Here is a 25,118-nt window from a genome sequence, read left to right on the forward strand (position 1 = left end):
ATTTAGTCTTCTAAATAAAGCATGATGGTCTGGATCTCAAAAGGCTGGAAATGGATTGTGATGCTTTGGGCATCCAGCGGCTCGACCGGCAGTTCAGCGACGGTTTCTTCCAAAAGATTCGTTAAAACCGCTTTTTTGATTCTTTTTTGGCAACGCAATTGACAGGCGGTGGTTTGATTGTGATATTCATACAACCGCACGATCAGTGCCTCTTCATCTTCGGCTTTTTTCACCGTATCCAGCAAGACATTCTTTTGATCGACTGCTAGAAAAGCTTCTGCTGATAGTTGTGGCACACTTGGAACGGTTAGAACGGGAACATTCAATGCCAAAGCTTCTTCCATCGTTTGCGCGTCTTGCCAAGTCCCTTCGTGGGCGTACAAGGAGTAGGTAAACTCATGAAAGCCTTGATCCGCTTCTGGATACGGATCAATCGGCGATTTAATCAAAGAAAGCCCGATCTTTTGATAATCCGTATTGAACCCATATTTCGAATCTGTCAAAATACTAACCCCATAATTTCCTTCTGAGAGATCAACCCATTTTTGACCACAGCTCTCAAAACGTGCTTGGTCCCATGTCGTGTTTTGATGCACAGGTCGTTTTACCTGCCCAAACTGAATATCAAATGTCGCTTCCAATGTGTTGACATCAATCGGCAGCAATGCCTTCAGCAGCAATTGATGCTGCTGCCAATCAACCGCTGTTTCAAAATCGATTCTTCCGGTGCCATGATAAAAATGTAGCCATTGGGTAATAAAAGAATCTTCAAACTGACGTTTGATTTTCAAGGTATCACGAATCTCACCTTGCTCAACGACCTCAGCTGAGGGAACTTGCTTCACAGGATAAGGCTTCTTCTGGTAATAAATATCAATGTCCCACGCATCATAATCCATCGGCAGATCTTCATAAGCTACTAACTGATTCAACCGCTCGCCTTTTGGTACGATCTCTCGTTGATGCCGTTTGTCAAATAAAGAGATGATGTCAAAGTGTTTGTCAAAAATCACTTTAAAATCAACCGTTTCAAACGATTCCTCCAGCCGCATTGCCACTTGCTTTGATTGAGGCACAGCTGAGACAGGGGTCAGTGTTTTGCAGCTCAATCCAGCCATGGCGGGAATTTTGACTAAGAGCCGGTCATCATAGGTCCGCTGAGTCAGGTAAGCTTCTTTGATCCCTGTCTGATCGTCTAAATAGACCAGACCCGTCCGCTCTTGTCCCAGCGGATTAAAGACATGCCATGACGTAGCTTCGGCTGCTTGCACCGCTGGAATCAAAGTTTCGATCAGCTTGCAGCCTTTATCAAAGAGCTGTTGATACTCTTGATCCGTCTGATCATAAACTTCTTTGATCGAGCTTCCCGGCAGAATGTCATGGAATTGATTAAATAGCAGCTGTTTCCAAAGTTGTTCTAATTCAGCTTGCGGATAACGATTGATTGCACAAATACTATAAAGTTTTTCAATCGTCTGTAAGAAAAATTCTCCTTGGCGATTGGCCTTCTTGTTTTTGCCAATCGAAGTCAGTGTTCCACGATGGTATTCAAAGTACAATTCGCCGTACCAGACTGGCCCAGATTTTTCCTTAAAAGAATCTGCCAGTCGATCAAAAAAGCCCCCCACATGATTGCCAGTAATCGTCGGCATATCCGGCAATGTTTTTTGCAGCCGTTTCTGGACTTCTAGCATCTCTTTCGTCGGGCCTCCGCCACCGTCACCGTACCCATAGGCAATCAAAATTTCGTCGTGCTGATCTTTTTGCTGATAACGTTCAAAACTGCCTTTGATCGTGTAAGGATCTAGCAATCCATTATACGTCGTATAATAATCTCTTGGACTGTATCCTTCACTGATGGTGGTAATAAAATGCGTCAAAACGCGGCTGCCATCAATTCCTTGCCAATAGAAGGAATCATAAGGAATTTGATTGAACTGGTTCCATGACAGCTTCGTCGTCATAAAGTAGGGCGTATTTGTTTTGCGTAAAATTTGCGGCAAGGCGGCTGAATAACCAAAGACATCCGGTAGCCATAAGATGCGGCTATCGACTTGAAATTCCTCTTTCATAAACCGTTTGCCATAAAGGATCTGACGAACCAGCGATTCCCCTGAAGTCAAATTGCAATCGGCTTCCACCCACATCGCCCCGTCAACTTCCCATCTTCCTTCTCGAACTTTTTCTTTGATTGCAGCGTAAAGTTCAGGATAATGTGTTTTCATGGAGAGATACAGTTGTGGTTGGCTTTGAAAAAACGTGTAATCTGGATACTCCTCCATCAATTTCAAGACCGTCTGGAAACTGCGCTCACCTTTTTCAATTGCTTGCTGTGCCGTCCAAAGCCACGCCAGATCGATGTGGGTATGGCCGACAGCCGTCACTTTTTGTTTTGGTGTATGCGCTGGTAAGTAACATGACGCAAGCAGTTGCTTGGCTTTTGCGAGACTTTCATAGAATGCCGCTGAGTAGGGCGTACGAAAATCCAAGACATTGGCGACTTGACCAAGAACTTGTTGATAAAATGCTTCGTCACCGCCAAACGCACGAATGGCACGCCAACTATCAAACAGCGTATAAAAATCAAACCAGAGTTCATTGACGACAGGATCCAATGCCAATAAGTTGATATGCAGTGGGAATGGTTTATCGGAACGGCCCGAGAACAGATCAATCTTCAGTTTGACTGCTTTTTGTTGATATCCTTCAGCCAAAGTGACCTCTCGATGATTGACATCGATAGCTTGGACATAGGTATCGTCCAAATAAATTTTGATTTGGGGATTGGTGGTGTTGTCCCACTCTGAGAGGCTTGAATAGACTTGTAAGACACAAGGATTCCCTACCCAATCATTGGGAACTTGAAAGCTGCCTTTCAGCTGATAATAGGTGTTTTTTTCTCCGAAATAACTCCCTTGCTCATACGGTACCCAATCCTCTTGTTTTAAAAAAAGCGGGTCTATTGGCTGTTGATAGCGTACACGGTACTGTTTTAATTTGTAGAAAATTTTTCGGATGCGTTCAAACTCGTAAGGCTGCATAACTCTCATTTTTCATTTGACTCCTCTATCTATTTTTTGAAAAAAAACGGGTGGAGATTGATTGTCTCGACCCGTTTCCCTTATCGTATGATATTAGTTTGCTTTCCAGCGGTCATAGGCCGTTTGATAGACTTCGACATATTCGTCAATGCCCATTGCTTCGATCGTTTTCACATAATCGTCCCAATTGTCTAATGGCTCGACACCTGTGATAAACTTCGCTTCCATTTGTTCTACATAAGTTGTCAAATCAGTGGCAGTGGCTGCTACTTTGTCATTTTCTTCAATCGTTAAATACAGTAGCGGGAATGGTACTTCAGCGATGTCTTCCATCTTTTCTGCCGTTTCTTGTGCAACCCAATCACTAAAACGAGTATCTGGTTCTTCATCAGCCGTTTTGCGAATATGGTATTCACCTGTTGTATCAATGACTATGTTTGGTGTAGTCAATCCATATGCCGGCGTGATTTTGCCGCGTTCGTCTTCCGTGTTGTCTGTATCAATGCCATCCACATAAACCCGGACTTTTTCGCCATCCGCATTTTCTTGGTACTCCCAAAGAACACCTTCTGGCCCTTGTTCAATATATTTTGTGCCTTCTTCCGAATAGAAGTAATCCACCCAACGCATGGAAGCTTCTGGGGAAGGATTGACATTGGTCAATGCAAAAGTTCCCCGAGAGATTCGTGGACTGCCAGGAATCTTGGCTTCTGGTGCCCATTCAGAGGTCAACGGTTGGAACATCGGATCGTTCATCGCCTCTGCCTCACTGCGACCAGTAGTAAAGAAGCTGAAATAGTCGGCAAAAAGCCCTAGTTGATTGTTTTCACCCTTCGCTTTTTTCTGCTCATCTGACTGTCCATAAACTTCTTTATCCAGCAAGCCTTCATCGTAAAGTGTATTCATGTATTCCAAGAATGCTTTGTAGTTTTCTGATGTCGGTGTGTAGGAGACCACATCATCGTCCACTTGAATCCCGCGAGTCCGTAAGCCAAAGGCGGCCATCAACCAAACACGTGTCGAGTTCATATCGACATCCGTCAATGGAATCTCGTCTGCTTGACCATTTCCGTTAGGATCTTCGTCTTTGAAACGCGTCAACAATTCTTGCAGTTCCTCTGTGGTTTTCGGCAGTTCTGATACACCTAAATTATCTAGCCACGTGCCGTTGTACCACATCGGGCCTTGCCACCAGATTGAAGTCGCATTCCGAGAGATCATTGGTAAGGAGTAAATGTGCCCATCTGGCGTGGTGATCGATTTTAAAATAGAAGGATCTTCTTGCGTCAGTGCATAAAGATTTGGCATGATTTCTGGCGTGATATACTCCTCTAAGGGAAGTAAAATCCCTTGTGAACCGTAATCGATCTCCATCGAAGCCGTCAGTGCTTGCGAACCAGCACCGTAAACGATATCCGGCAAGTCGCCGGAAGCAAAAGCTAAGTTCAGTTTCGTACTAAAGTCAGCCGATGGCGGTGTCGTATAAGTCAGTTTGATACCGGTTTTTTCTTGGTAATCCTGTAGCGTCGGCATGTCTTCCCACTCGGCCATTCCCACACCTGGTGCCATGATATTCAAGGTCAGCTCTTCGCCTTCTTTGATGATTGGAAATTGGCTGTCATGATTGATAGCAACCTCTTTCTTTTCTCCAGTTCCCTCATCTGAAGAATTGCCGCAGGCACCCAAGACGAGGGTACTGCATAAAGCGACACCCGCCATTCCTAAAATTTTCTTTTTTAATCCCATTTTCTTCCTCCTTTGATTTTTTTATCCTTTAATTGAACCGACCATCATGCCCTTGACAAAATACTTTTGTAAGAACGGATAGACGATGATTACCGGTAACGAAGAAACGATCATGACGCCGTATTTGATGACTTGAGCGAGTTGCTGTTTGCTGTATAGCATATTCGCCATTTCTGAAGTCACATTGCTGACGGTATTTGAAGACATATCTTGAAGAATCAAAATTTCTCTTAAAATCATCTGCAGCGGGTACATCGATCGATCAGAAAGATAGATCAATGCGTTAAAGAAGCTGTTCCAATGTCCGACGCCATAGAACAAAGCCATTACCGCAATGATCGGCGTTGATAATGGTAAAACGATCTGCATGAATAGACGAAAATCGGAACAACCATCCACAATCGCTGCTTCTTCCATCTCTCGCGGAATTGTGGATTGAAAAAACGTTCGTGTGACAACCACATTGTAAACCGAGACGGCCCCTGGAATCACCAGTGCCCAAACGGTATTCAGCATACCTAAGCTGCGAATCAGCAAATAGCTGGGAATCAAGCCACCAGACAGGAACATGGTAACCAGCATAAAATTGGTGAAGGCTCGTCGCCCATAAAAATCTTCTCGCGATAACGCATAGGCACAAGGCAAGGTTACCAAGAGATTGATCGATGTTCCTAACACTGTATAGTAGATCGTGTTCAAATAGCCACGCCAGATACTGCTGTTGCCCAATAATGTTCGATAGCCTTCGAAGGTGATTCCTTTTGGTAAAAGCCACATTTCACCTGAGTTTACCAGATGCGGATTTGAGATCGAAGCACTGACGATATAGATCAGCGGATATAAAACGATCAGCAATGAAATTGCTAAAAACACATAAACAAAGATCAAAAAGATTTTATCAGCACGGGTATCTTTTATTAAAGAAGTTGTTTTCACTTTTGGTCCTCCCTCCTACAATAGACTAGAATTGCTTAAACGTTTGGCAATATGATTGACTACGATCAACAATACGGAATTGATCAATGAGTTAAATAGGCCGACTGCCGCAGCAAAACTGTACTGCGCATCTAACAGCCCTTGCTGGTAAACAAAGGTCGCAATCACATTCGAGGATTGCATGTTCAAAGGATTCTGCATCAAGATGATTTTTTCAAACCCAACTGACATCAAGCTGCCGAAGCTCATTATCAATAAGATCACCATCGTGGGCATGATCGTTGGAATATTGATATACCAAACGCGTTGCAGACGAGAAGCGCCATCGATCGTTGCCGCTTCGTGCAGTTGCGTATCGACTCCAGATAGAGCTGCCAGATAAATCACAGACCCCCATCCCGTTCCTTGCCAAACTCCGGACAGGACATAAATCGTTTTAAACCAACGGGGATTAGTCATAAAGCTGATCCGCTCGAAACCCAAAAATTCTAATAGGTGATTGATGATCCCTGTTGAAGGAGATAAGAAAGCAATGACCATACCAACCATGACCACCACAGCAATAAAGTTTGGGGCATAAGTGACTGTTTGGGTAATCTTTTTAAACGGGCCGTCTTTGATCTCATTCAAAGCCAATGCCAGGATGATCGGCAGCGGAAAACCGACAACCAACGAATAGATACTGATTCCTAAAGTATTTTTGATGAGTTCCCAAAAATAATAGGAATCGAAGAAACGTTGAAAATGTTTAAATCCAACCCAAGGACTGCCCAAAATCCCTAATGAAGGCATATAATCCTTGAATGCAATAATGATTCCATACATCGGTCCATAAGAGAAAATCAAAATAATCAAAAATGCTGGCAACACAAACAAGTACAATTGCCGATTTTTCTTGATCTTCATTTTTATATCTTGTTTCTTTGTTTTAGGTACTGAAACGGTTTGTCTGATTGGCGCTGTTTCCATTCTTCCTCCTCCTTGCTTGGTGTTAGCCTTATCATGAATTGTATTCGCTTTCAAATCAATGTGTATTTTTTTCCCTATGTGTCGAAACGCGAATCCCAACTGCCCCAACGTTCGGCTGACTGATATCCGACCATAAGAGGTACGGTTCGGTAGCGTTTTTATAGACTGGTAACGCTTTTTTAGTGGCTAGATCAATTAGCTCGTCTTCTTCAGTTGCACCAATCTCTGTTAAAGGAATCTGTTCGAAAGCGCCTGCAGCGATACTGCGAAATGCAAAATGAGCCTTGCCCTCTTTTTGATAGGTCAAATGCCATTCATTTGGCCAAGCTATTGGGTTCGCCCGCGTTTCATAGATGCCTTCACCATATAGCGCCAACCAATTGCCGATTTCTTCTAAGCGTTGGGTCTCTTCGAATGTAAATTCGCCATCAGGTGTTGGGCCGACACCTAAAATCAAATTTCCCCCTTTGCTGACTACCTCAATCAAGGTTTCCAGCAGTTCTTGGCTGCTCTTGAAGGTATCATTCGGCACATATCCCCAATCATTCCCAATCGGGATATTGCTTTCCCAAACTTTTTTAGGAATTTCTGCTAATGCAGGAATTTTGCGTTCTGGTGTCACATAGTTTTCATGACGGCCACCCATCATTCGATCAACGATGATCAATTCCGGCTGTTTCTCACGTGCAATCTCAGCTAAACGATCCATTTGTAGGTCTTCTTTTCCTTGCCCGCACCAACCGGCATCTAGCCAAAGAAAATCGACTTTTCCGTAATTGGAAGTAATCTCTACAATCTGACGATGCACAAATGACACATAGCGCGCCCAGATTTCTGGGTGAAGGTGGGTGTCATAGCTGGCATGACGGCCTTTGACGGTATCATCATCCAACCAGTAAAAAGGAGAATACCAGTCAGCTTTAGAATAGTAGGCTCCTGTTGCAATCCCTGCTTCTTGAAACGCCGTAAACACTTCTTGTAAAATATCGCGTTTAAAGGGACTTAATTTCCCGCCGATTTTAAACTCTGACTCCATTGTGTTAAACATCGAAAACCCATCATGATGCTTTGTTGTGAATAAACAGTACTTAAATCCCGCCTTCTTACAGATCTTGGCCCATTTACGGGTATCCAGCTTCTTCGGCTCAAATCGATTAATCAACTGCCAATAATCCAAACGCAGTGCTTCGATAGTTTCTCGATAGGGCTGGTTTTCTCTAGCCCATTCATCTTTTTCAGATAATTGCCATGATTCAACGATCCCCGCTTCAGCATACAGCCCATAATGGAAGATTACTCCGAATTTCAAGTCTTGAAACCATTCCAGACGCTGCTTGAGCATTTCTGTTTCCGGGACCCACGCTGCTTGCTCTCTCTCCTTGGCTTCTTCAATATCGCCGCGAATTTTTATCATACATTTGCACTCCTTTCTTTGTTCTAAATGTAAACGAAAAAAAGTCCATCTAACAATATGTAACTTTTTTTACTGTGTTAAACCAAGCAAGAGCGTTTGTAAAATTTGTAACGAAAAAAGCTTCCTTCCATAAAAGCGTTAGGAGAAATAAAGCGGATCAAATATATTTGCTGTGTTTTTCCTGTATGGGATGTGTGATTTTTTCATCCATGCCCATTATCCATGGATCAATGGTACGATAAGGACAACAATTAAAGCGGATACAAAATGGTTATCCGTAAGAAAGTGAGGATTTTATGAAACAATCCAATGGTCTTTATCATGTTTCCTATCAAGTCGGTGAATGGCTCCTCCATTGCCTAAAATTGCAGTTTCTTTGGTTTTACTGGGTATTTCGATATGGGATATTTTTAGGCATTTTCCCTGCCACCGCTACGATTATCCAAGCTTTTTTCAACAGTTTCCAAAAAAAGGGACGACCAGCGGCTTTGAAGCCTTGGTTCAGAACTGTCGTGAAAAAAAATTTCCGTCGCGCCAATCAATTAGGAGCCATGCAAGCGGGTTTGCTGCTTTTCTTATGGCTAGAATTGCGCATCTCTAGTACCTTTATCCAAAATAGCTTGATTCACTTTTTTTTGCTGCTGTTGTTTATCAGTGCCCTTTTGATCAGCTTGTATCTGCTGCCAGTGTATTTGCGTTATGACTTGCCCCTTCTTCACTATTTTAAGCAAGCAGTAATACTGATGGTTATCAGTATTCCCCAAACGATTGCGATGATTTTGGGAATCTTAGTAACTACAATCATTTTGACTTTTTTACCGATTTTATTAGTCATCGGCTTTGTTCCTTTGTTCCTTTTTCCAAATAATTGGTTCTCTTTTCAAGCGATCCAACGTTCAGAATCATTGCTGATAAAAGAAACTTAAGAAGGGACGTTCGTAATGAAAGACATTTTTATCCAAAGTAATGAAAATCTTGATGATTTTTTTAGTAACATACTACCGGAACTAGCGTTGCGAGAATCACCGCAAGGGCATCCATTACAGCTGATTCAACGGCCCGGTTCTCTGAAAATTTGCCATGGTCCGCTAGCAACAATCATTTACTATCAAGAAAAGGCCCATTTATTTCGGGCATTAACTTTATGGGTGCATGAAGACCGCCCAGTCTATGTCTTAGAAGAACAGCCGCATTTTGAAGCAATTGGACCAATGATCGATCTGTCCCGCAATGCAGTAATGACCGTTGAAAAACTGCAACGCTTTATTCTATTGACAAGCAAGATGGGGCTTAATCGCCTCATGCTTTATATGGAAGACACTTATGAAATTCCAGAGTATCCTTATTTTGGTCATTTACGAGGCCGTTATACACAAGGTGAGTTAAAGAAGCTTGATAGCTACGCGCAATCTATAGGTGTAACTTTGATTCCGGCGATTCAAACATTGGCACACTTAACGAATCCCTTAAAATGGGGATTTACTAAAAACATTCGGGACACGGAAGATATTTTACTGGTGGGAGAAGAAGAAACATATACCTTTTTGGAAGCAGCGATCCGTTCGATCCGTTCGTGTTTTACGACGGATCAGCTACACATTGGCATGGATGAAGCACACCAATTGGGGAAAGGAAGATATTTGGTATTGCACGGTTTAAAAGACCGTTTCTCGATTATGGCCGAACATCTGCAGCGGGTAGCTGCGCTTTGTCAAAAAGTGGGTTTTAAGCCGATGATGTGGAGCGATATGTTTTTTAGGATCGGTGCACCTACTGGTGATTATTACGATCCAGACGTGTGTTTTCCAACAGAATTGTTTGCTGACCTTCCTGCTGTCAAAATGGTTTACTGGGATTATTACCACCATGATCATGCCTCTTATCAGCGAATGTTTGCGAAACATCGGGAATTAAAACAGCCGATCGTCTTTGCTGGAGGTATCTGGACTTGGAACGGTTTGGCGCCGAACTATGGCAAAAGTTTTGCCACCATGCGTCATGCCTTGCAAGCCGCCAAAGAAAACGATGTTCAGGAAGTTTATGCCACACTTTGGGGCGACGACGGAGCCGAAACACCATTGATTGCTGCGCTACTAGGTTTGCAATATTTCAGTGAAGCGCAGTTTGGAAACGACCTTTCGTTAGAGAAATTAACTAAAAAATTTCAGCTCTTTCACCAGTCAGTTAGTAGCGATTTCTTGCTGCTTGATCGTTTTGATCAAACTGCAGGTGTACCAGAAAACAATCCTCACGGAGAAAACCCCAGCAAGCTACTGCTCTACCAAGACTTGCTGTATGGCTTGTATCAAGAAAACTTAACCGATCTTTCTTTAGCATCCCACTATCAAGCATTGGCTCAAGAGTTGCCCGCTGTGAAATCAACACGGGACACACAAACGATGTTTGCTTTTTATCAGCAGCTGGCTGATGTTTTGGCACAAAAAGCCTGTATTACCGACCAAATCACCAGTGCCTATAAAAGCAAGGACTTCACGGAATTGCGCCAAGCAGTCGATGAGCTCAGTGTCTATAAATCCGCCTTGCAATCCCTTTATGAAGCCCATCGTCAAGTCTGGTTCGACTGGAATCGACCTTTCGGTTTTGAGATTATCGATCTGCGCTATGGGGCCCTGCTGATGCGCTGTGACACGACACTCTGGCGGCTTACTGCCTTCTTGGACGGGGAGCTCGATACTTTGGAAGAATTGACTCAACCGTCCTTACCAATGGTGACCCCTTTCAGCAGCAACACTTCTGTGGGTCGCAATTTATTTCATGGAATCTATAGTGCGGGGAAAATTTCTGATGTTTAAAAGAAGGAGTGAGAAATTATGAAAACATCCTTGCTGCGCCGAACCATCATCGTGAGTTTGCTGGCTGTTGTTAGCCTATTCTTTCTCTATTTTCTAACAACCGATTCTTCTGCTCCAGTTCATGCCCAACCTTCAGAAAAACTGGAGATGACAGGTAATATTACAAATCAAGCAGCGGCGGAGGCTTGTTTGGCAGTGCTGAAAGAAAATTTACAAGCAGCCTCTGACCAAGATGCGACAGCTTATGCCGCCACGCTCGTGGCAGCGGCGCGAGCAGAGACGAGCCAAGAATTGGCTGATTTTTTTGCAGAAGAACAGCTGCAGCACACGCTGCTTTCTTTTGAAGTCGTTAAACAAGAGACAGGATCCATGCTGGTCGCGGCGCAGCAGAAAACGATCAGCCCAAAAGATTCTTCCTACCGTGATCACATCACAGAGGCTTACCATACTTTCGTTAAGGAAGCAGATGGCTGGAAAATTCAAGAAACAGTCATGACGAATACAGAATTTCTTTAAGTGAGTGAAAAAGGAGTGATTTTTAATGAGAACGTATAAGAATTGGCCTGCCAACTACCCTGATCCAAACTGGTTCCTCCATGATCGGTTTGGCTTATTCATCCATTTCGGCCTATTCAGTATTGGCGCTCGACACGAATGGTTTATGACGACAGAAAAAATTGAACCCACCACCTATCGCGAGAACTATTTTTCTCAGTTTGATCCTGATCTTTTCAACGCGGAGGAATGGGCTCAAACCGCAAAGAAGGCTGGTTTTCAATACATGGTCTTCACGACGAAACATCATGAAGGTTTTGCCCTTTGGGACACCGCTCTCAGCGACTACAAAGTAACCAACACCCCATTCAAGCGAGACCTCTTAGCAGAACTGCTGCCGGCATTTCGCAAGGTCGGCATTAAGGTCGGACTGTATCATTCGCTGATCGATTGGTATCATCCAGATTTCACGCTCGACGGCCTGCATCCGCAACGAGAGACTATTCAAGCCCGTCAAGCCAATGACCAGCGGGACATGCGCCGTTATCAAGATTTTTTGGCTGGTCAAGTCACCGAACTATTGACCAATTATGGAACCATCGATTATATGTGGTTTGATTTTCCTTATAGCCATCGAGATTGGGGCTGGTCAAAAGGCAAGGGTGCCGCCGATTGGGATAGTAAGCGGATCGAAGAAATTTGCCGAAGTCTACAGCCGGAGATGTTACTGAATGACCGTTTGGATTTGGGCCGAGGGATTACCACCCCTGAGCAATTCCAACCAGACAAACCATTAGAAGCGAATGGATTGCCTTTAATATGGGAAGCGTGCCAAACGATGTACGAAACGTGGGGCTATGATCGTGATGCTCAGCACTGGAAATCCAGTGAAATGATGACCAAAATGCTGATTGACACAGTAGCAAAAGATGGGAACTTTCTCTTAAATATCGGTCCGAATGCTCGTGGAGAAATCAACTTACCAACTCGCGGCCATTTAGAAGCCATCGGTTCATGGATGCATTATCATCAGCAAGCGATTATCGGCTGTGGTGCCAGCACTTTTCAACCGCCTATTGACAGTCGTTACACCCAAAACGGGAATAAACTTTACTTGCACCTCTTCTCCTACCCCTACAAATCCTTGCATCTTCCGGGACTTGCAGGATGCGTGAAGCATATCCGTTTCTTACATGATGGCTCCGAGTTGTTTTATCGAGGATTTGATCCCGAGGAAGTTCTCACGTCAACGGAAGCCATCATCAACAAAGAGGACCTTGTTCTCAGCTTACCCGTCTGCCCCCCAGATGTGTTGGTACCAGTGGTCGAAATCACTTTAAAAGAAATATAAGCGCCTATTGCACTGTCCTAAATGAATATTTTATTGATACAAAAACATTGTCCTTACTTTCTTTACAAAAAAATGACTAGAAACTGATCGTTTCTAGTCATTTTTTATGGCTATTTTTTCAAAAACTCCCCAAATTCGCTTATACGAAAGTAGCGAGCTAGCTTGTTGAACAGGTGATGAGAACATGCAAACAAGCTGCGGGATTAATCCTTTTTTAAAGGTACTTACCACGGGAGGGTCAAAGTTCCTTAGACAAATAAAGAACAAGATCGTCATTGTTACAACAAGGCACATTCATCGCACAATTTTGATTATTGAACCAAACACCAGATCCATCTGGAATATAGCCTTGTTTTACATACAGTCTCTGGGCCGATCCATAACCATTGTGTAAACCTACCCCTAATGTCACCACGGCAGCTATTTCTCGTGCCTTTTCTTCGGCTGCTTTTAAAAGCTGACTGCCTACCCCTTGTTTTTGATAAGATTCAAAAACATTAAAATCCACAATTTCTGGGTACAAGCCTTTAAATGGTCCGTGCTTTGCTAGAGGGACCAATGTCAAATACCCGGCAGTTTTGTTGTTTATTTTGGCAAGCAAAATGTATCTCTCCCCCGCTTCTTGCTCGTTTAAATACTCCATCAAGAGCTGCTGGCGAGAAGGCCACCCTTGCTTTAAAAACATTTGATCCATTTCAAGGATATCTTTTTTCTTCAACGGTTGAATGTCTATGATCACTTATTGCTCCATTTCTCCCCTCACTCGGAGTTACGTTCATTTTATCAAAATACTATTGGCTTTTGTTTCACTTGTCGCTAAACTTATTCATCATAAAGAAAACAACAGGGATTGTCAGCGATGTGCCCTTTCACCCAATTCCTCTAACAATCAGCTAAATGTCGCTTCCCACCCATCATAAAGCTTTCGAAATGTCTCTTTTGGTCGATTTGGCTCATTATAAACTTTTTGGCTAATGGCCGTTTGGAGCCAAAAAATCGCTTGGATCACTTCACGACTAGTCTGAGCCTCAGGTACATCCGCCCAGACGGATAAAGCGATCGCCTGTGTTTGGGCAAGCTGTTCCTGTGCAACTTGTTGTCCATTGGCAAACGTCGTCAACTGGAATTCATTGCTGATTTTTTCGTAAGTTGGGTAGGTATACCCTGCCGCTTCTCCTAAGACATAATAGAAAAAATTATCATTGTGATTGATCATGGTATAGCCCTTTTCAAAAAAGACATCCGCCGGTGCCATATTCTGGTTCCAACGGGTCCAATAGGAGATTTGACAATTCTCCGTCAACGTTGTCTGCTCTTGGCGATTCAAGCGGTAAAAACCATCATTCCAGACCCGCACAACAAAGCCGAGACTTTCAACAAAGGCCGCCAGCTCATTGACATAATCAATAAAGACTTCGATTCCGCTGGCTTTTTCCCCATAACGCTCGCGGGCAGCTTCGATCATTTGTGGAAAGTTTTCTAACTGGTCAAAATCAATAAACTCATCGGCCCCGATGTGAAAATAGGTGCTGTCTTCAAACAGTTGCGCATATTCTCGATAAACTTCCTGAATAAAGGCTACCGCTTCTGAATCCAAAATGTTCAGTGCTCGATCATCACGAGTGCCATCTGCTGTCGGCAATTGCCATTGAGGTTTTTGTGCTAGGACTTGACGCAAATGACCAGGAGAATCAAAATCAGGGATAATGGCAATTTCATGGTTTTGAGCATACGCAATCAATTCACGAATTTCTTGCTTGGTCAAACATTCTTCCGAAACAATTTCTGGAAATTGCTGGGATTCAATCCGAAAGCCTTCGTTTTCCGAAAAATGAAGTTGCAGATGCGTGAATTGGAAGCAAGCCATGCTGCGGACGATTGCTTTCAAATCAGCTAGCGAATAAAATTTGCGCCCGATATCGATCATCAGACAGCGTTCTTTAAGCGCTGCTAGATAGCTTTTCTGTGCTAATTGACCCGTCGCCTGATCTCGGCCATATTTGGTTAACGCGTAAAAGGCATGTTCTGGCGAGGACACACTGATTGTTTGGTTTTCAAATCGAAAATCAGCATCCAGCTGCGGATCGATCACTATTTTCGGTAACGGATCTTTCGCCGACTGCCAACCTATTTCCTCAAAAAAGACGGCTGCTCGTTGCTGAACTTTTGTCAAATCAACTTGTTTGTTCATCTCATTTTCCCCCATACTTTCAATAATTTCTCATTTTTTGGTTCATTTCACGGTATTGCCCTGGTGTCACACCCACTATTTTTCGGAACTTTCTCGTATAATTGGAAACATCATAATACCCATTGTTGCGAATAATTTCTTTGATTGGCAAATCTGTTTCAATCAGTTCCTCTTTGATTTTTTTCAGTCTTAGTTCTTGAATATATTTGGAGAAGGTTTTGCCGCTTTCTTTTTTTACAAAACGGCTGACATAAGAGACAGAAACACCAACCTCCTCTGCCACCGATTCCAAGGAGAGCTGTGAGGAATGGCAATTTTCTTGGATAAAACTGAAGATTTTCTCATTCATTTCCGACTCGTCATCCAGCGGCTGTTTCTGCACCTTCGTGCAAATCTGCTGGGCAATCGTTAACAAGGCAGACTGCAATTGATTCAAGCTGTTGAAATCAGCACTTTCAGAAGCGGTATGCAGTACCTCTGCCCCCACCAATTCACCGCCGACTTGCGCGATCGTATTCAACAAGTAGTAGCCATACATTTTTTGGACACGAGGCGAAGTCTGTTTACTCTCGCCTTCTTCGATCAACCGCTGGATCGTTTCACTGGCAATCTCAATATTTCCTTGATTCAAGGCTTGGATCAATTTTAATTTTTGATTGTCTGGATAATTGATTGGCAAATGATTGGTCTCTTTGGAAAGCTCCGCATACTAGCTGATTTGCTTGCCTTGACTCCCTTGATTTTCCAGTGCTGCCAACCCTTCGATATAGGATTCATTGATGGCGGTTAGTTGATCGACCGTCATACCGACACCCATTGTGGGTGTTAGGGAGATCGCATGGGTAATTTTTTCCGCAATGGCATCCACAATTTCTTGTTGTTCTTTGCCATCAACAAACCCTACGGTCAAGGCTAACATTTCTTTGGATAAAATTTCCGTCGCATATGCCGTATAATCCGCCTCTTTGATTTCCTCGATATAATCGATCAGAAATTTTTTATCTCCTTGCTTGGCTTTGGAATCCACAGTTTTCGTATCGATGGCGATCACAAAGTAATTTGACTTAGGAAAGCAGACATGAACCGCTTCTAAAAGCAAAGCCAGTTCTTGCTCGGACCGAAAACGTCCGCTCATTAATTTGCGCAGCACTTGCTCTCTGGCATGAGGTGTTTGCAGGCGGACTTCCTGATGTAGTTCTTGGTGCTCAACCAAAAATGCCGCCAAGGTATTATGGACATCATCCATCGAATGAAGGGTCATTTTGGGGTCCCGATGAAACTCCTGAACCAGATTTTCGATTTTGCGAATTGGGCGATAACTACGTAACCCAAGCATCACGACTGCAGTGATACCCGTAAATAATATGGCGATAAATACTAAGACGAACTGCTCTTGTACACGGTTGACCGATGCCAGCGCTTGATTCGGATTAGCAACGGCTACCACTGAAATATTCAATTCATTATTGGCAATCGCTTGAACAAAATACGTTGATTGTTCAAACCGCATTCGTCCTGTTTGAATGCCTTTTTTCATGCGTTCGGGATGATTTAAAAAGCGCGCTAACTCATCATTGGTGGTACTGGCTAATAACTGGTACTCATCATTGATAATATAGGTGTTACTGATCCCATCGTTATTGCTGAGATCAAGAATTCTCTTCAAATTGTTCTCTTTGATTTCATAGATCGCTGAGCCATAGACAGTCATCTCTTCACTTTGAATGGGAACGATATAAAAGAAACGGGAATATCGCTGCTCCTCACCGGCGCCTTCTAATGTCAACAATGTAGGCGCTGAGGAATCCAATTGTGCGGCTAACTGTTCCTGGCCCATTTCATTTTTCGGCAGTACTTTTTTCAAAAATGTGTCAAAAGAGAATGATCCTACGGTTGAATACAAGGTTGCTGGGGACTCTTTATAATATAAATAGACTTCTTCGACTAAGTCGTTGGTGATTTTGTACGTTTGCATGGCCTCTCTTGCTTCTTTGGTCAAGTAAGGATGCTGCAAATATTTCAATGAGACAACATGATCATTGGTCATTTTTTGCGTCAGATAATTCAATTGAATAAACGTATTTTCTAAAGAATATTTCAACTGAATCAATTGATTTCTAGCGGTCAGCATCACTTGTTCATTGATACTTTTGACAGATGTATCATACCAAATCCATGACACGGCTAAAAAAGGCACTAAAAACACGATTAAATAAGAGCTGATGGCACGAATGATTCCCCTAAATAGTTTTTGACGATTCAGTTCCGTGTACTTTCCCATTTGCATCACCTATTCTCTGTTATTTCGAAAGCTCAAAAACGCTTTCATTTATCGATACTTATTTAGGAGAAAAGAATGTATGATACTCTAATAAAATACGCTTTATTTTAATAAAAAACAATGCTTTTTTACAAGTCAGCTATCAGGCTTGTATTTTCTTAACCAGTTATAACAAGCGCCCAATAAATTAGATTCATTGCCGAAACGACAGGCACAAATGTTTGGCACGATAACAGTACTAGGAATCTGCTCAGCAATCATAGCTAATCGTGCGTTTACATGTGGGATCAAGAAACGGCTCGCACTGATTCCACCGCCAATCAAGATGATTTCCGGATCAATCATATATTGCAGGCTATAGCAAGCCGCCGCCAGTTTATCGACAAAATCAGCTACTACTGGCAGACATCGCGGATCTTGCTCTTGAACCAGTGTATCAATACGCTGGCCATTGATTGTTGGGTCTCCGATACGTTTTGCTGTTTTCTCTACTAATGTTCTGGTTGACCCTGCGATGCTCCAAAGTTCCCAATCCTTCCTTTCGGTCGGAAAAAGCAGATAACCAAACTCTCCTGCTAGTAAGTGTTTGCCGCGAATCAATTGATGATCGATCATCAAGCCACCGCCAACGGATGTACCTAGGACAATTGTCGCAAAGGACGCACAATTTTGAGCGTGACCCAACCATTTTTCTGCCAATAGCGCACAGTTGCCATCATTTTCGGCAGCAACTGGACATTGGTATGTACTGCGCAAATGCTTAACCAGTCTTTTACCAAATCCTTCATATAAAGGTGATGTCATCCCGATTTCTTGGCTTTGTGGATCAACCACTCCCGTTGAGCTAATAGCGATGCCATCAAATGCTGCTGCATAGAATGCATCGATCTGTCGACATATACGTTGCGTGACTGTGGAATATTCCTTGTTCATAGGAAATTGAGTCAATTGTCTGCGTTCCCCTTGACTATTCACTAACCCACATTTAATAGCAGTACCGCCAATATCAATTGCTAAAATCCACATTTTCTTGACCTCACAAGGTTTTCTTTTGTCTTGCATTCAGTATACGCAACCAATGTTTTCAGCGACCATATGTATTTCTTGCAACAATATGTCAAATCCGTCCAAGCCATAAAAAAGCCCGCAACGAAAGATATCTTGCATTTAGAAAGAATATACATTGTACATACAGAGATAGCTTCTCTGCTTATTTTTTTAGAACTTGAAAGACCTGGTTTAACGTTCAGCTTCACAAAAGTGTTCATCATGCAAAGCTAAAAAATAGAACTATTAGATACAATGTCTGAGAATTTTATAAACAAAGGAATCAGCTACTCCCGTTTTTTCTATTAAGATAAGCTATAAACAAAAAAACCGTCACGCATAAGACATCCTCTCATGCGTGATCGGCATTCTACTTACTCATTGAATTTTAGGAATAGATCAAACAATTTTAAGAACTTAGTTGCAGACTCTTGGTGTCACAACAAAAAATCTATTCGCAGTAAACTAATTTTGTTCTGTTCTTACACTCTGGTCACTTATTGCTCATTTGATTCATAAAACCTCAATAAAGCGCTTGTGCTCGTTCAATACAATTCCTGCTCCAAATAATCCACCAACGGAACCAAGTATTTTTTATCCGTCCAATCGCAATCTTGTCCATTGGCTTCCATGAGTACCTTCGTCTGTGGGTCATAGGTGTGTGGCTCTTTTTTAGCGGCCGCTTTTCTTAACATTTTCACTAAGGTTCGATCGAAAAAGTTCATTTTGCTTTCCTGCCATTGTCCTCTTCCGTAAAAAAAGGGGATGTCCTTTAGCGGACCCGTGAGATTCTGTTCTCTGAGTTTTTTCACTACCACTTTTTCAGGAACAGAAGCTCCCGCACAAAAGATGAGTATCTCTTTGCCTTTTAGCTGATTGCTATTCTTTTTTAAAAAGGACAGTCCAGCAATACCCGAAGCATAGATTCCCCCACAGAAGATAATTGTGTCATAATCCATTACTTCAGCTATTTTGGCTTTTGGGGTTTCTAGGCAGGGAAAACCTGTTGCTTCTTGAAGCCAGTGGACATACTTTTTGACAGCGCCGTATTTCGATTGATAAACAATAATGCCATTTTTCATGAGGAATTCCTCCCTGCAGTTAGGACTGCGACCTACTTTTTGTGCCATCTATTGCCTGTTTCAAAAACATCTCGTAAGCTTCTTCCTGTTGTGCATAGATTTCACCTAGTGGAATACCTGGTGTCGTTACTGCGAAAATCGTGCCGATTCCGATCGTGTAAATGAGCATATGCAAGTGCAGCTGTTTGGCGGTTTCTATGCTGATGTTCAAATCGGCGGCAATCCTTTTCGCTACTTGAGGATTCGTCTCCAACTGATACAGCTCTTCTAATGACGAAACATTCGCTCTTTTTTGTAAGACAAAAATTCTCAAAATTTGGGGTTCTTCTTTCGCCAATTGCAAATATGCGTGTCCGGTACTGCGAAACAGATCCTGGGAGTCACTATGGGCTTCTAGATACGCTTGTAAAAATTGCCGTGCTCTCTGCTCTACTTCTGTCCGCAGTCCTTCCATATTGGTGCAATAACTATAAATGGGCTGGACTGAACAGCCTAACTTTTCCGCAATATTTTTGACAATCACTTGCTCCATACCGCCTTTTCGAGCAATCTCAAAAGCGGCATCAACCACCATTTCCTTTGTTATTCGTTGTTTTGGCATCCAAGCCCCTCCTTAAGCACAAGTCACATTATATAAACGATTTATATAACTCGATTATATTCTTTTGTTCCTGCGAAGTCAATCGGGTCCAAGACACTACTCCCTCACTCTTTCTATTGAATAAAGAGCTGTCGGTTTCTCCCAAATCATCGTTCATAGGTTGTAAATCTTGCATTACTTCCCAGTGATTGTTGGCTCTTTTATCCGCACAAAAAAGGTACAGCCCACAGAAAAAGGCTGTACCGTTGATAATACGTATGGACTCTTTTGCACTCGAAGCTGCTAAACTTCTGGGGTGTCCTCTGGTGGTGCTTCGAGGATTGGTTCTTCCTCTTCATACAAGGAGGAAACCCGCGTATACCATTCAAACACATGGGTAATGATCACCTTGGCAGCCGCATAGACAGGAATCCCTAAAATGACCCCAACAAGACCAAACAATTTTCCTGAAGTCAAGAGGACTAACAGGATCGTGACAGGATGGATCGATAACTCATTTCCTAGAACTAATGGCGAAATCAAGCGTCCTTCAATGGTTTGCTCAATAACAAAAACGATCAGAACTTGGATCAGTAACACGGGTCCGCCGACGATTCCTAAAAAGACCGCAGGGATCATGGCCAAAAAGGAGCCTAAATAAGGGATCAAGTTTAGAAATCCCGCTGCAATCCCCAGTGTGATGGCATAATCTAAGCCAATAATACTAAAGCCGATCATAAACATCACTGCGACCGCAAACGCCACTGTCAGCTGTCCCCGAATATAGGAGGATACCTGGTCATTCATTTCTTTTAAAACGATCAGTGACGGCTGGCGCATTTTGGTTGGTAAAAATTTGACAAAATAAGGGGCTAGTTTGCGGCCATCTTTCAGTAGGTAGAACAAAATAAACGGCATGGTAATGACCGCTAAAACGATCGTCGCAACGGCTCCGAAGAAACTACCTAGATTTTGAATCGTACTGCGGGAAAGATTTTGGACGATATCCGTCAGAGAAGAAATCAACTTCTCATTGGAAGCTTCGATCTGATCTTGGACTTGCGAGAAGATTGGATCAGACAAGATTTCATTCACCTTATTCTCAATAATCGTCAAATACCCCGGCAGATTATCCGCAAAACTCATGGATTGCTCTTGGATCTTAGGAATGATGACCACCACCCCCCAGACAATCAGACCAACCACCAAAACAAAAAGACCAAAAATACTGTAAATTCGTTTGATTCCTTTGCGCTCCAAATAGTCAACAGTGGGATTCATCAAGTAATACAAGATCCCCGCCAAAATGATTGGCAATCCGACGATGGCTAAAAATTGCCAGACAGGCTCAAACAAATATGAAACTTTCGTGAAGAGCAGCAAAATTAAGAGAATCAATAAAATGACCAGCAAGCTGGTCACTGCTTGATTGTTTAAAAACCATTTCCAAAACCAGGAATGCGGCTTTTTCTGCGTTTCTTTCATGACATTCTTTGCCTCCTAGTTGTACGTCACTTGCATGCCGACTTCTAGGTTCGGCAAAACAGTTGGCGTTAAATAAATCGCACTTGAAAGCGGTTCTTCATCCGGCACTTCGTCAAAGACAAAGGTCACATGCTGGATCGTTTGCAGGATTTGGTTAGCCACCGTTCCTACATATTGGACTTGATAGGTCTGATCACCAAAAGTAATCTGATCCTCTTTCTTTACGACTAACGCTTGCGAATCAGGAATCGTTTGGATGACTGAATATTCTCGCAATGTATCGGTCGCTTCTTCCCCAAAGAAGATGATCATTCTTTCTTGCGAATCGATCGCCTGTGGACCGATTTCTTTGATCGTCCCTTTTTTCATATGATAAACTCCCCTTTCTATCTTCTCGTTTATTATAACATAAAGAGTTTTTCTGCCCGCCCAAATCCGCATTCTATGGTAGAATTAAAGAGGAATGAAACTATTAGGAGGTTTTTTTATGTTGCAAACGATTTATTTAGGTACGTACACTCGTCGCGAAAGTAAGGGGATCTATTCGATCGCTTTAGATACGGAAAAAGGAACACTGACCGATTTGACCTTATGTGCGGAAGAAAAAAGTCCGACTTATCTTGTCCGCAGTAAAAAAGAAGCAGTTTACAGCGTCACAGAAGTAGCTGGCAACGGCGGCGCCGCTGCTTATACCCCAGACTTTACCTTGCTGAATACCGCAACGGAAGAAGGCGCACCCCTTTGCTATGTAGCAGTTGATGAAAACCGTCAGCTTTTATATGGTGCCAACTACCACAAAGGTGAAGTGAATGTTTATAAAATTCTAGAAGATGGCAGCATCGAAGCAACGGACAGCATCTACCATGATGAACCCGTCGGCTCTCATGAAAACCAAGACAAACCTCATGTCCATTATACTGACTTAACACCAGACCAACGTTTAGCAGTTTGTGACCTTGGAACGGACCGGGTCTATACTTATGATATTTCAGAAGATGGCAAACTGACAGAAGTAGCTGTCTATGTGGCAGAAGACGGAACTGGTCCTCGTCACTTAGTCTTCCATCCAAATAACCAATACGCTTACTTAGTGGGCGAATTAGACAGCTCATTGACTGTTTTACGCTACAATCAAGCAGATGGCAGTTTTGAGAAAATCCAAAAGGTGCCAACGATCCCTGCGGACTTTACGGATTTCAACAGTGGCGCTGCGGTACGGATCTCGAACGATGGACGTTTTGTTTACAGCTCAAATCGCGGCCATAATTCAATCGCTGTTTTTGAAGTAACCGATGAAGGCGCTGGCCTGGCTTTTGTTCAATCAATCTCAACAGAAGGCGACTTCCCTCGCGATTTCGATTTGGACCCGACAAACGATTATCTGGTTTGTGCCAACCAAAATTCTGATAACCTAACGTTATACAAACGCGATGAAGCCACTGGCAAATTGACTGTCTTAGAAAAAGACATCTACGCACCAGAATGTGTCTGCGTCTTATTCAAAAAATAAAGTTTTGGAGGATTCCCCCATGTTTGATAAAACACCAAAGGAACTCGTGCTCAAAGATTTTTCTAATATCTACAATAAATGTCAATCAACCTTTGAACTAGTGACGAGCCGCAAATACAATGAATCATTGGTCCTATTAACGACTGCGGAAACGTATGCGATCGCTGAAAAAGCCTATATTCGCTGCGATACTGCCAAAGAGCTGCAAACAGCGGAAGTCATTGCTTTCTTTGATGCTTTTGAGATCTATTATTTTGAATTAAAACAAGTCCTTTTTCATGATGACGATGATTTTGTTTCTTTAAAAAATCGTTTAGAAAAAATGAAAGACACTTACGAAGCATTGACAGCCTCATTTCATTTGTTATGATGAAATCAAATCAAAAGTGAAAAAGGTGACGTTATGAACCAAGAACAAGTGTTGGATCGTTTACGAGAAGAATTGGCCATGCCATTTTTCGAAGCAAAACTAGAAGACAAAGACTATTCCGAAGAAGACTATCAACAAGTCAAAGCGGATTTGGTAAAATACTTTGATGACTATGTACGTAATGTAGAAAATTAAGAAACAGCCTGCGATGATTCATTCATCGCAGGCTGTTTTGCTATTATAACGTCACTAGAAAGTTTTGATTCGTCGTAGCTTCGATCTGAGGATGCTGTTTCAAATAGTCAGCAATCAGTTCCGTCATATCGACTTGAATCTCACGAACGATTTTTTCGGCAGAAAACATGGCGTAGTTGCCACCGCCCACGGCACGGTATTGGTTGATGACGATCTCTAATTCCTGGTCCATCGCAATGGCTTTTTCTTCAAAGTCCAAACGGGTGATTCGTTGACCAACGGGTTGACTAAGATCGATCGTATACTCGATGCCTTCATACATATCGTAGTTATAATATTGCGGTTTTGGTTCAATAAAAGCAGGATTGAAAACGATCTGACCGTCAACAACGGCTAAATAATCCGCCGTTTGTTCTAAAGCAGCTTTTAATTCGGCACCTGTTATTTTGACTACAGCTAATGTATTTGGGTAAATATAATTGGTGATCACATCCCGCATCGTGATGGTTGCGCCAAAGCCTTTGCCTTCATTGTTGAAAAGAGCAGTGCCAGAAATTTTAGCACCGCTGGCAGCCATCTGAACACGATTGATGAATTCAATATAAGGATGCTCTTTCAAGCGTGCCCCCATCGGATCGTTGATTCGCATGTCCCCACTGACTTTGCCTAACGGCTGATCTAGCCATGTTTGTAACTCTTCTTCGATGGGTGCTAACAAAGCCAACGTCTCTTGATCTGGGACAGCATCCGCAACAGGGATCAACGCAGCCGTACTGTTTGTGACATGAACCCCTGTCTGATTTTTTTCAACCGTCAATTCGATGGCGCCGATAAAGCTTCCACGATAACCGGGCTGCACAACAGGGACACCATTGATTTTTGTGGCGATCTCACGATGTTGGTGTCCTGTGAAGAAGGCATCGATTCCTGAAACTTCCTGCAGTAATTGATAGCCCTCATTTTCGCCAGTCAATAATTCGGTCGGTTCCCCAGTGACTAAATCACGCTCGAAGCCGCCATGGTAGCTGATGACAACGATATCGGCTTGTTCTCGTAAGTAAGGTACATAGTTTTTCGCCGTCTCAACAATACTGACAAATTGCATCCCGCGAATCGTCGCAGGTTGTTCCCAATGAGGAATATAGGGCGTCACCATTCCTAAAATCGCGATCTTTACCCCTTCTTTTTCAATGATGGTGTAAGCTTGCCCAAAGAATGGTTCCCCCGCTTCATTTAAAATATTGGCTGCAAGTACCGGCGTTTGGTAGCTGGCGATCGCTTCTTGCAAATAAGGCAGACCGTAGTTGAACTCATGATTGCCTAAGACATGAACATCAACGTCTAGGTGGTTGACGACAGCGGTCAATGCGGCAACGGAGTGCTGGCTTTTGGCAATGTAATAGCTTAAGGGCGATCCTTGGATAAAGTCGCCATTTTCGATCGTTACGACCGATCCGGTGGCTGCTTGGCGCAGTTCTTTCATTTTGGTGGCAACTTTTGCCACGCCGAATCCTTGTTCCGTGTCATCGGCAAAATTGGTTGGATAGACATAGCCATGCATATCGCTCGTTTCTAAAAACGTGATTTTCATTCAAAAGACTCCTTTTCCCCT

20 protein-coding genes and 1 pseudogene are annotated in these 25,118 nt (G+C 42.9%); 7 read left to right on the top strand and 14 right to left on the bottom strand.

Translation table 11 applies throughout. The features are described 5' to 3' along the window. Positions 1-2: 2 nt before the first annotated feature. The 5 genes from IGK63_RS13535 to IGK63_RS13555 all read right to left on the bottom strand — a co-directional run bounded on the left by IGK63_RS13535 (position 3) and on the right by IGK63_RS13555 (position 8,106). A complete protein-coding gene (locus IGK63_RS13535; protein ID WP_016612900.1) occupies positions 3-3,050 on the bottom strand; it encodes an alpha-mannosidase in 3,048 nt (1,015 codons plus the stop codon). Positions 3,051-3,134: 84 nt separating this feature from the next. Then, complete coding sequence (locus IGK63_RS13540; protein ID WP_016612901.1) at positions 3,135-4,787, bottom strand: extracellular solute-binding protein; 1,653 nt, start codon at positions 4,785-4,787, stop codon at positions 3,135-3,137. A 21-nt stretch (positions 4,788-4,808) separates the two neighbouring features. Continuing rightward, on the bottom strand, positions 4,809-5,723 hold the full coding sequence (locus IGK63_RS13545; RefSeq protein WP_008379474.1) for a carbohydrate ABC transporter permease: 915 nt from the start codon (positions 5,721-5,723) through the stop codon (positions 4,809-4,811). A 15-nt stretch (positions 5,724-5,738) separates the two neighbouring features. Beyond that, entirely contained in the window at positions 5,739-6,692 is a 954-nt protein-coding gene (locus IGK63_RS13550) for an ABC transporter permease (RefSeq protein ID WP_008379472.1), read from the bottom strand. 55 nt (positions 6,693-6,747) lie between these two features. Continuing rightward, complete coding sequence (locus IGK63_RS13555; RefSeq protein WP_016612903.1) at positions 6,748-8,106, bottom strand: alpha-L-fucosidase; 1,359 nt, start codon at positions 8,104-8,106, stop codon at positions 6,748-6,750. Positions 8,107-8,402: 296 nt separating this feature from the next. On the opposite strand from IGK63_RS13555, the gene IGK63_RS13560 reads away from it, so the two are divergent. From IGK63_RS13560 to IGK63_RS13575, 4 genes are read left to right on the top strand one after another with little or no spacing between them, the layout of a single operon-like run. Then, positions 8,403-9,032 (top strand): DUF624 domain-containing protein, encoded by a 630-nt coding sequence (locus IGK63_RS13560; RefSeq protein ID WP_429972523.1) that lies wholly within the window; start codon positions 8,403-8,405, stop codon positions 9,030-9,032. 15 nt (positions 9,033-9,047) lie between these two features. Next, positions 9,048-10,919 carry a beta-N-acetylhexosaminidase gene (locus IGK63_RS13565; protein WP_429972524.1) on the top strand — a complete coding sequence of 624 codons (1,872 nt, stop codon included), beginning with the start codon at positions 9,048-9,050 and terminating at the stop codon, positions 10,917-10,919. Between the two features lie 18 nt (positions 10,920-10,937). Then, the gene (locus tag IGK63_RS13570) at positions 10,938-11,435 is read left to right on the top strand and encodes a hypothetical protein (RefSeq protein WP_016612906.1); all 498 of its coding nucleotides are present in this window, start codon (positions 10,938-10,940) and stop codon (positions 11,433-11,435) included. A gap of 25 nt (positions 11,436-11,460) precedes the next feature. Beyond that, entirely contained in the window at positions 11,461-12,765 is a 1,305-nt protein-coding gene (locus tag IGK63_RS13575; protein WP_016612908.1) for an alpha-L-fucosidase, read from the top strand. A gap of 238 nt (positions 12,766-13,003) precedes the next feature. Here IGK63_RS13575 and IGK63_RS13580 read toward each other — a convergent pair whose 3' ends face one another. The 8 genes and pseudogenes from IGK63_RS13580 to IGK63_RS13615 form a co-directional block, all read right to left on the bottom strand. Next, positions 13,004-13,504, bottom strand: coding sequence for a GNAT family N-acetyltransferase (locus tag IGK63_RS13580; RefSeq protein ID WP_005233764.1), 501 nt, complete (start codon positions 13,502-13,504; stop codon positions 13,004-13,006). A gap of 150 nt (positions 13,505-13,654) precedes the next feature. After that, the gene (locus IGK63_RS13585; protein ID WP_034872147.1) at positions 13,655-14,956 is read right to left on the bottom strand and encodes a family 20 glycosylhydrolase; all 1,302 of its coding nucleotides are present in this window, start codon (positions 14,954-14,956) and stop codon (positions 13,655-13,657) included. 19 nt (positions 14,957-14,975) lie between these two features. Beyond that, a pseudogene (locus tag IGK63_RS13590) lies at positions 14,976-17,243 on the bottom strand (helix-turn-helix domain-containing protein). A 129-nt stretch (positions 17,244-17,372) separates the two neighbouring features. Further along, positions 17,373-18,299: an ROK family protein gene (locus IGK63_RS13595; RefSeq protein ID WP_016612910.1), complete on the bottom strand. Its 927-nt coding sequence runs from the start codon at positions 18,297-18,299 to the stop codon at positions 17,373-17,375. A 530-nt stretch (positions 18,300-18,829) separates the two neighbouring features. Further along, on the bottom strand, positions 18,830-19,366 hold the full coding sequence (locus IGK63_RS13600; RefSeq protein ID WP_008379457.1) for a flavodoxin domain-containing protein: 537 nt from the start codon (positions 19,364-19,366) through the stop codon (positions 18,830-18,832). Positions 19,367-19,385: 19 nt separating this feature from the next. After that, positions 19,386-19,967: a TetR/AcrR family transcriptional regulator gene (locus IGK63_RS13605; protein ID WP_016612912.1), complete on the bottom strand. Its 582-nt coding sequence runs from the start codon at positions 19,965-19,967 to the stop codon at positions 19,386-19,388. Between the two features lie 282 nt (positions 19,968-20,249). Then, complete coding sequence (locus IGK63_RS13610; RefSeq protein WP_005233743.1) at positions 20,250-21,431, bottom strand: AI-2E family transporter; 1,182 nt, start codon at positions 21,429-21,431, stop codon at positions 20,250-20,252. Positions 21,432-21,446: 15 nt separating this feature from the next. After that, positions 21,447-21,800, bottom strand: coding sequence for a PTS glucitol/sorbitol transporter subunit IIA (locus IGK63_RS13615; RefSeq protein WP_034872148.1), 354 nt, complete (start codon positions 21,798-21,800; stop codon positions 21,447-21,449). A 118-nt stretch (positions 21,801-21,918) separates the two neighbouring features. On the opposite strand from IGK63_RS13615, the gene IGK63_RS13620 reads away from it, so the two are divergent. From IGK63_RS13620 to IGK63_RS13630, 3 genes are read left to right on the top strand one after another with little or no spacing between them, the layout of a single operon-like run. Beyond that, positions 21,919-22,941 carry a lactonase family protein gene (locus IGK63_RS13620; protein ID WP_034872149.1) on the top strand — a complete coding sequence of 341 codons (1,023 nt, stop codon included), beginning with the start codon at positions 21,919-21,921 and terminating at the stop codon, positions 22,939-22,941. A gap of 19 nt (positions 22,942-22,960) precedes the next feature. Then, positions 22,961-23,311: a hypothetical protein gene (locus tag IGK63_RS13625; RefSeq protein WP_005233740.1), complete on the top strand. Its 351-nt coding sequence runs from the start codon at positions 22,961-22,963 to the stop codon at positions 23,309-23,311. A 33-nt stretch (positions 23,312-23,344) separates the two neighbouring features. Next, the gene (locus tag IGK63_RS13630; RefSeq protein WP_005233739.1) at positions 23,345-23,506 is read left to right on the top strand and encodes a hypothetical protein; all 162 of its coding nucleotides are present in this window, start codon (positions 23,345-23,347) and stop codon (positions 23,504-23,506) included. Positions 23,507-23,549: 43 nt separating this feature from the next. Here IGK63_RS13630 and IGK63_RS13635 read toward each other — a convergent pair whose 3' ends face one another. Further along, positions 23,550-25,097 carry a bifunctional metallophosphatase/5'-nucleotidase gene (locus IGK63_RS13635; RefSeq protein WP_016612915.1) on the bottom strand — a complete coding sequence of 516 codons (1,548 nt, stop codon included), beginning with the start codon at positions 25,095-25,097 and terminating at the stop codon, positions 23,550-23,552. Positions 25,098-25,118: the final 21 nt, after the last annotated feature.

Source organism: Enterococcus sp. AZ040 (assembly GCF_050499185.1).
Classification (GTDB): domain Bacteria; phylum Bacillota; class Bacilli; order Lactobacillales; family Enterococcaceae; genus Enterococcus_D; species Enterococcus_D entomosocium.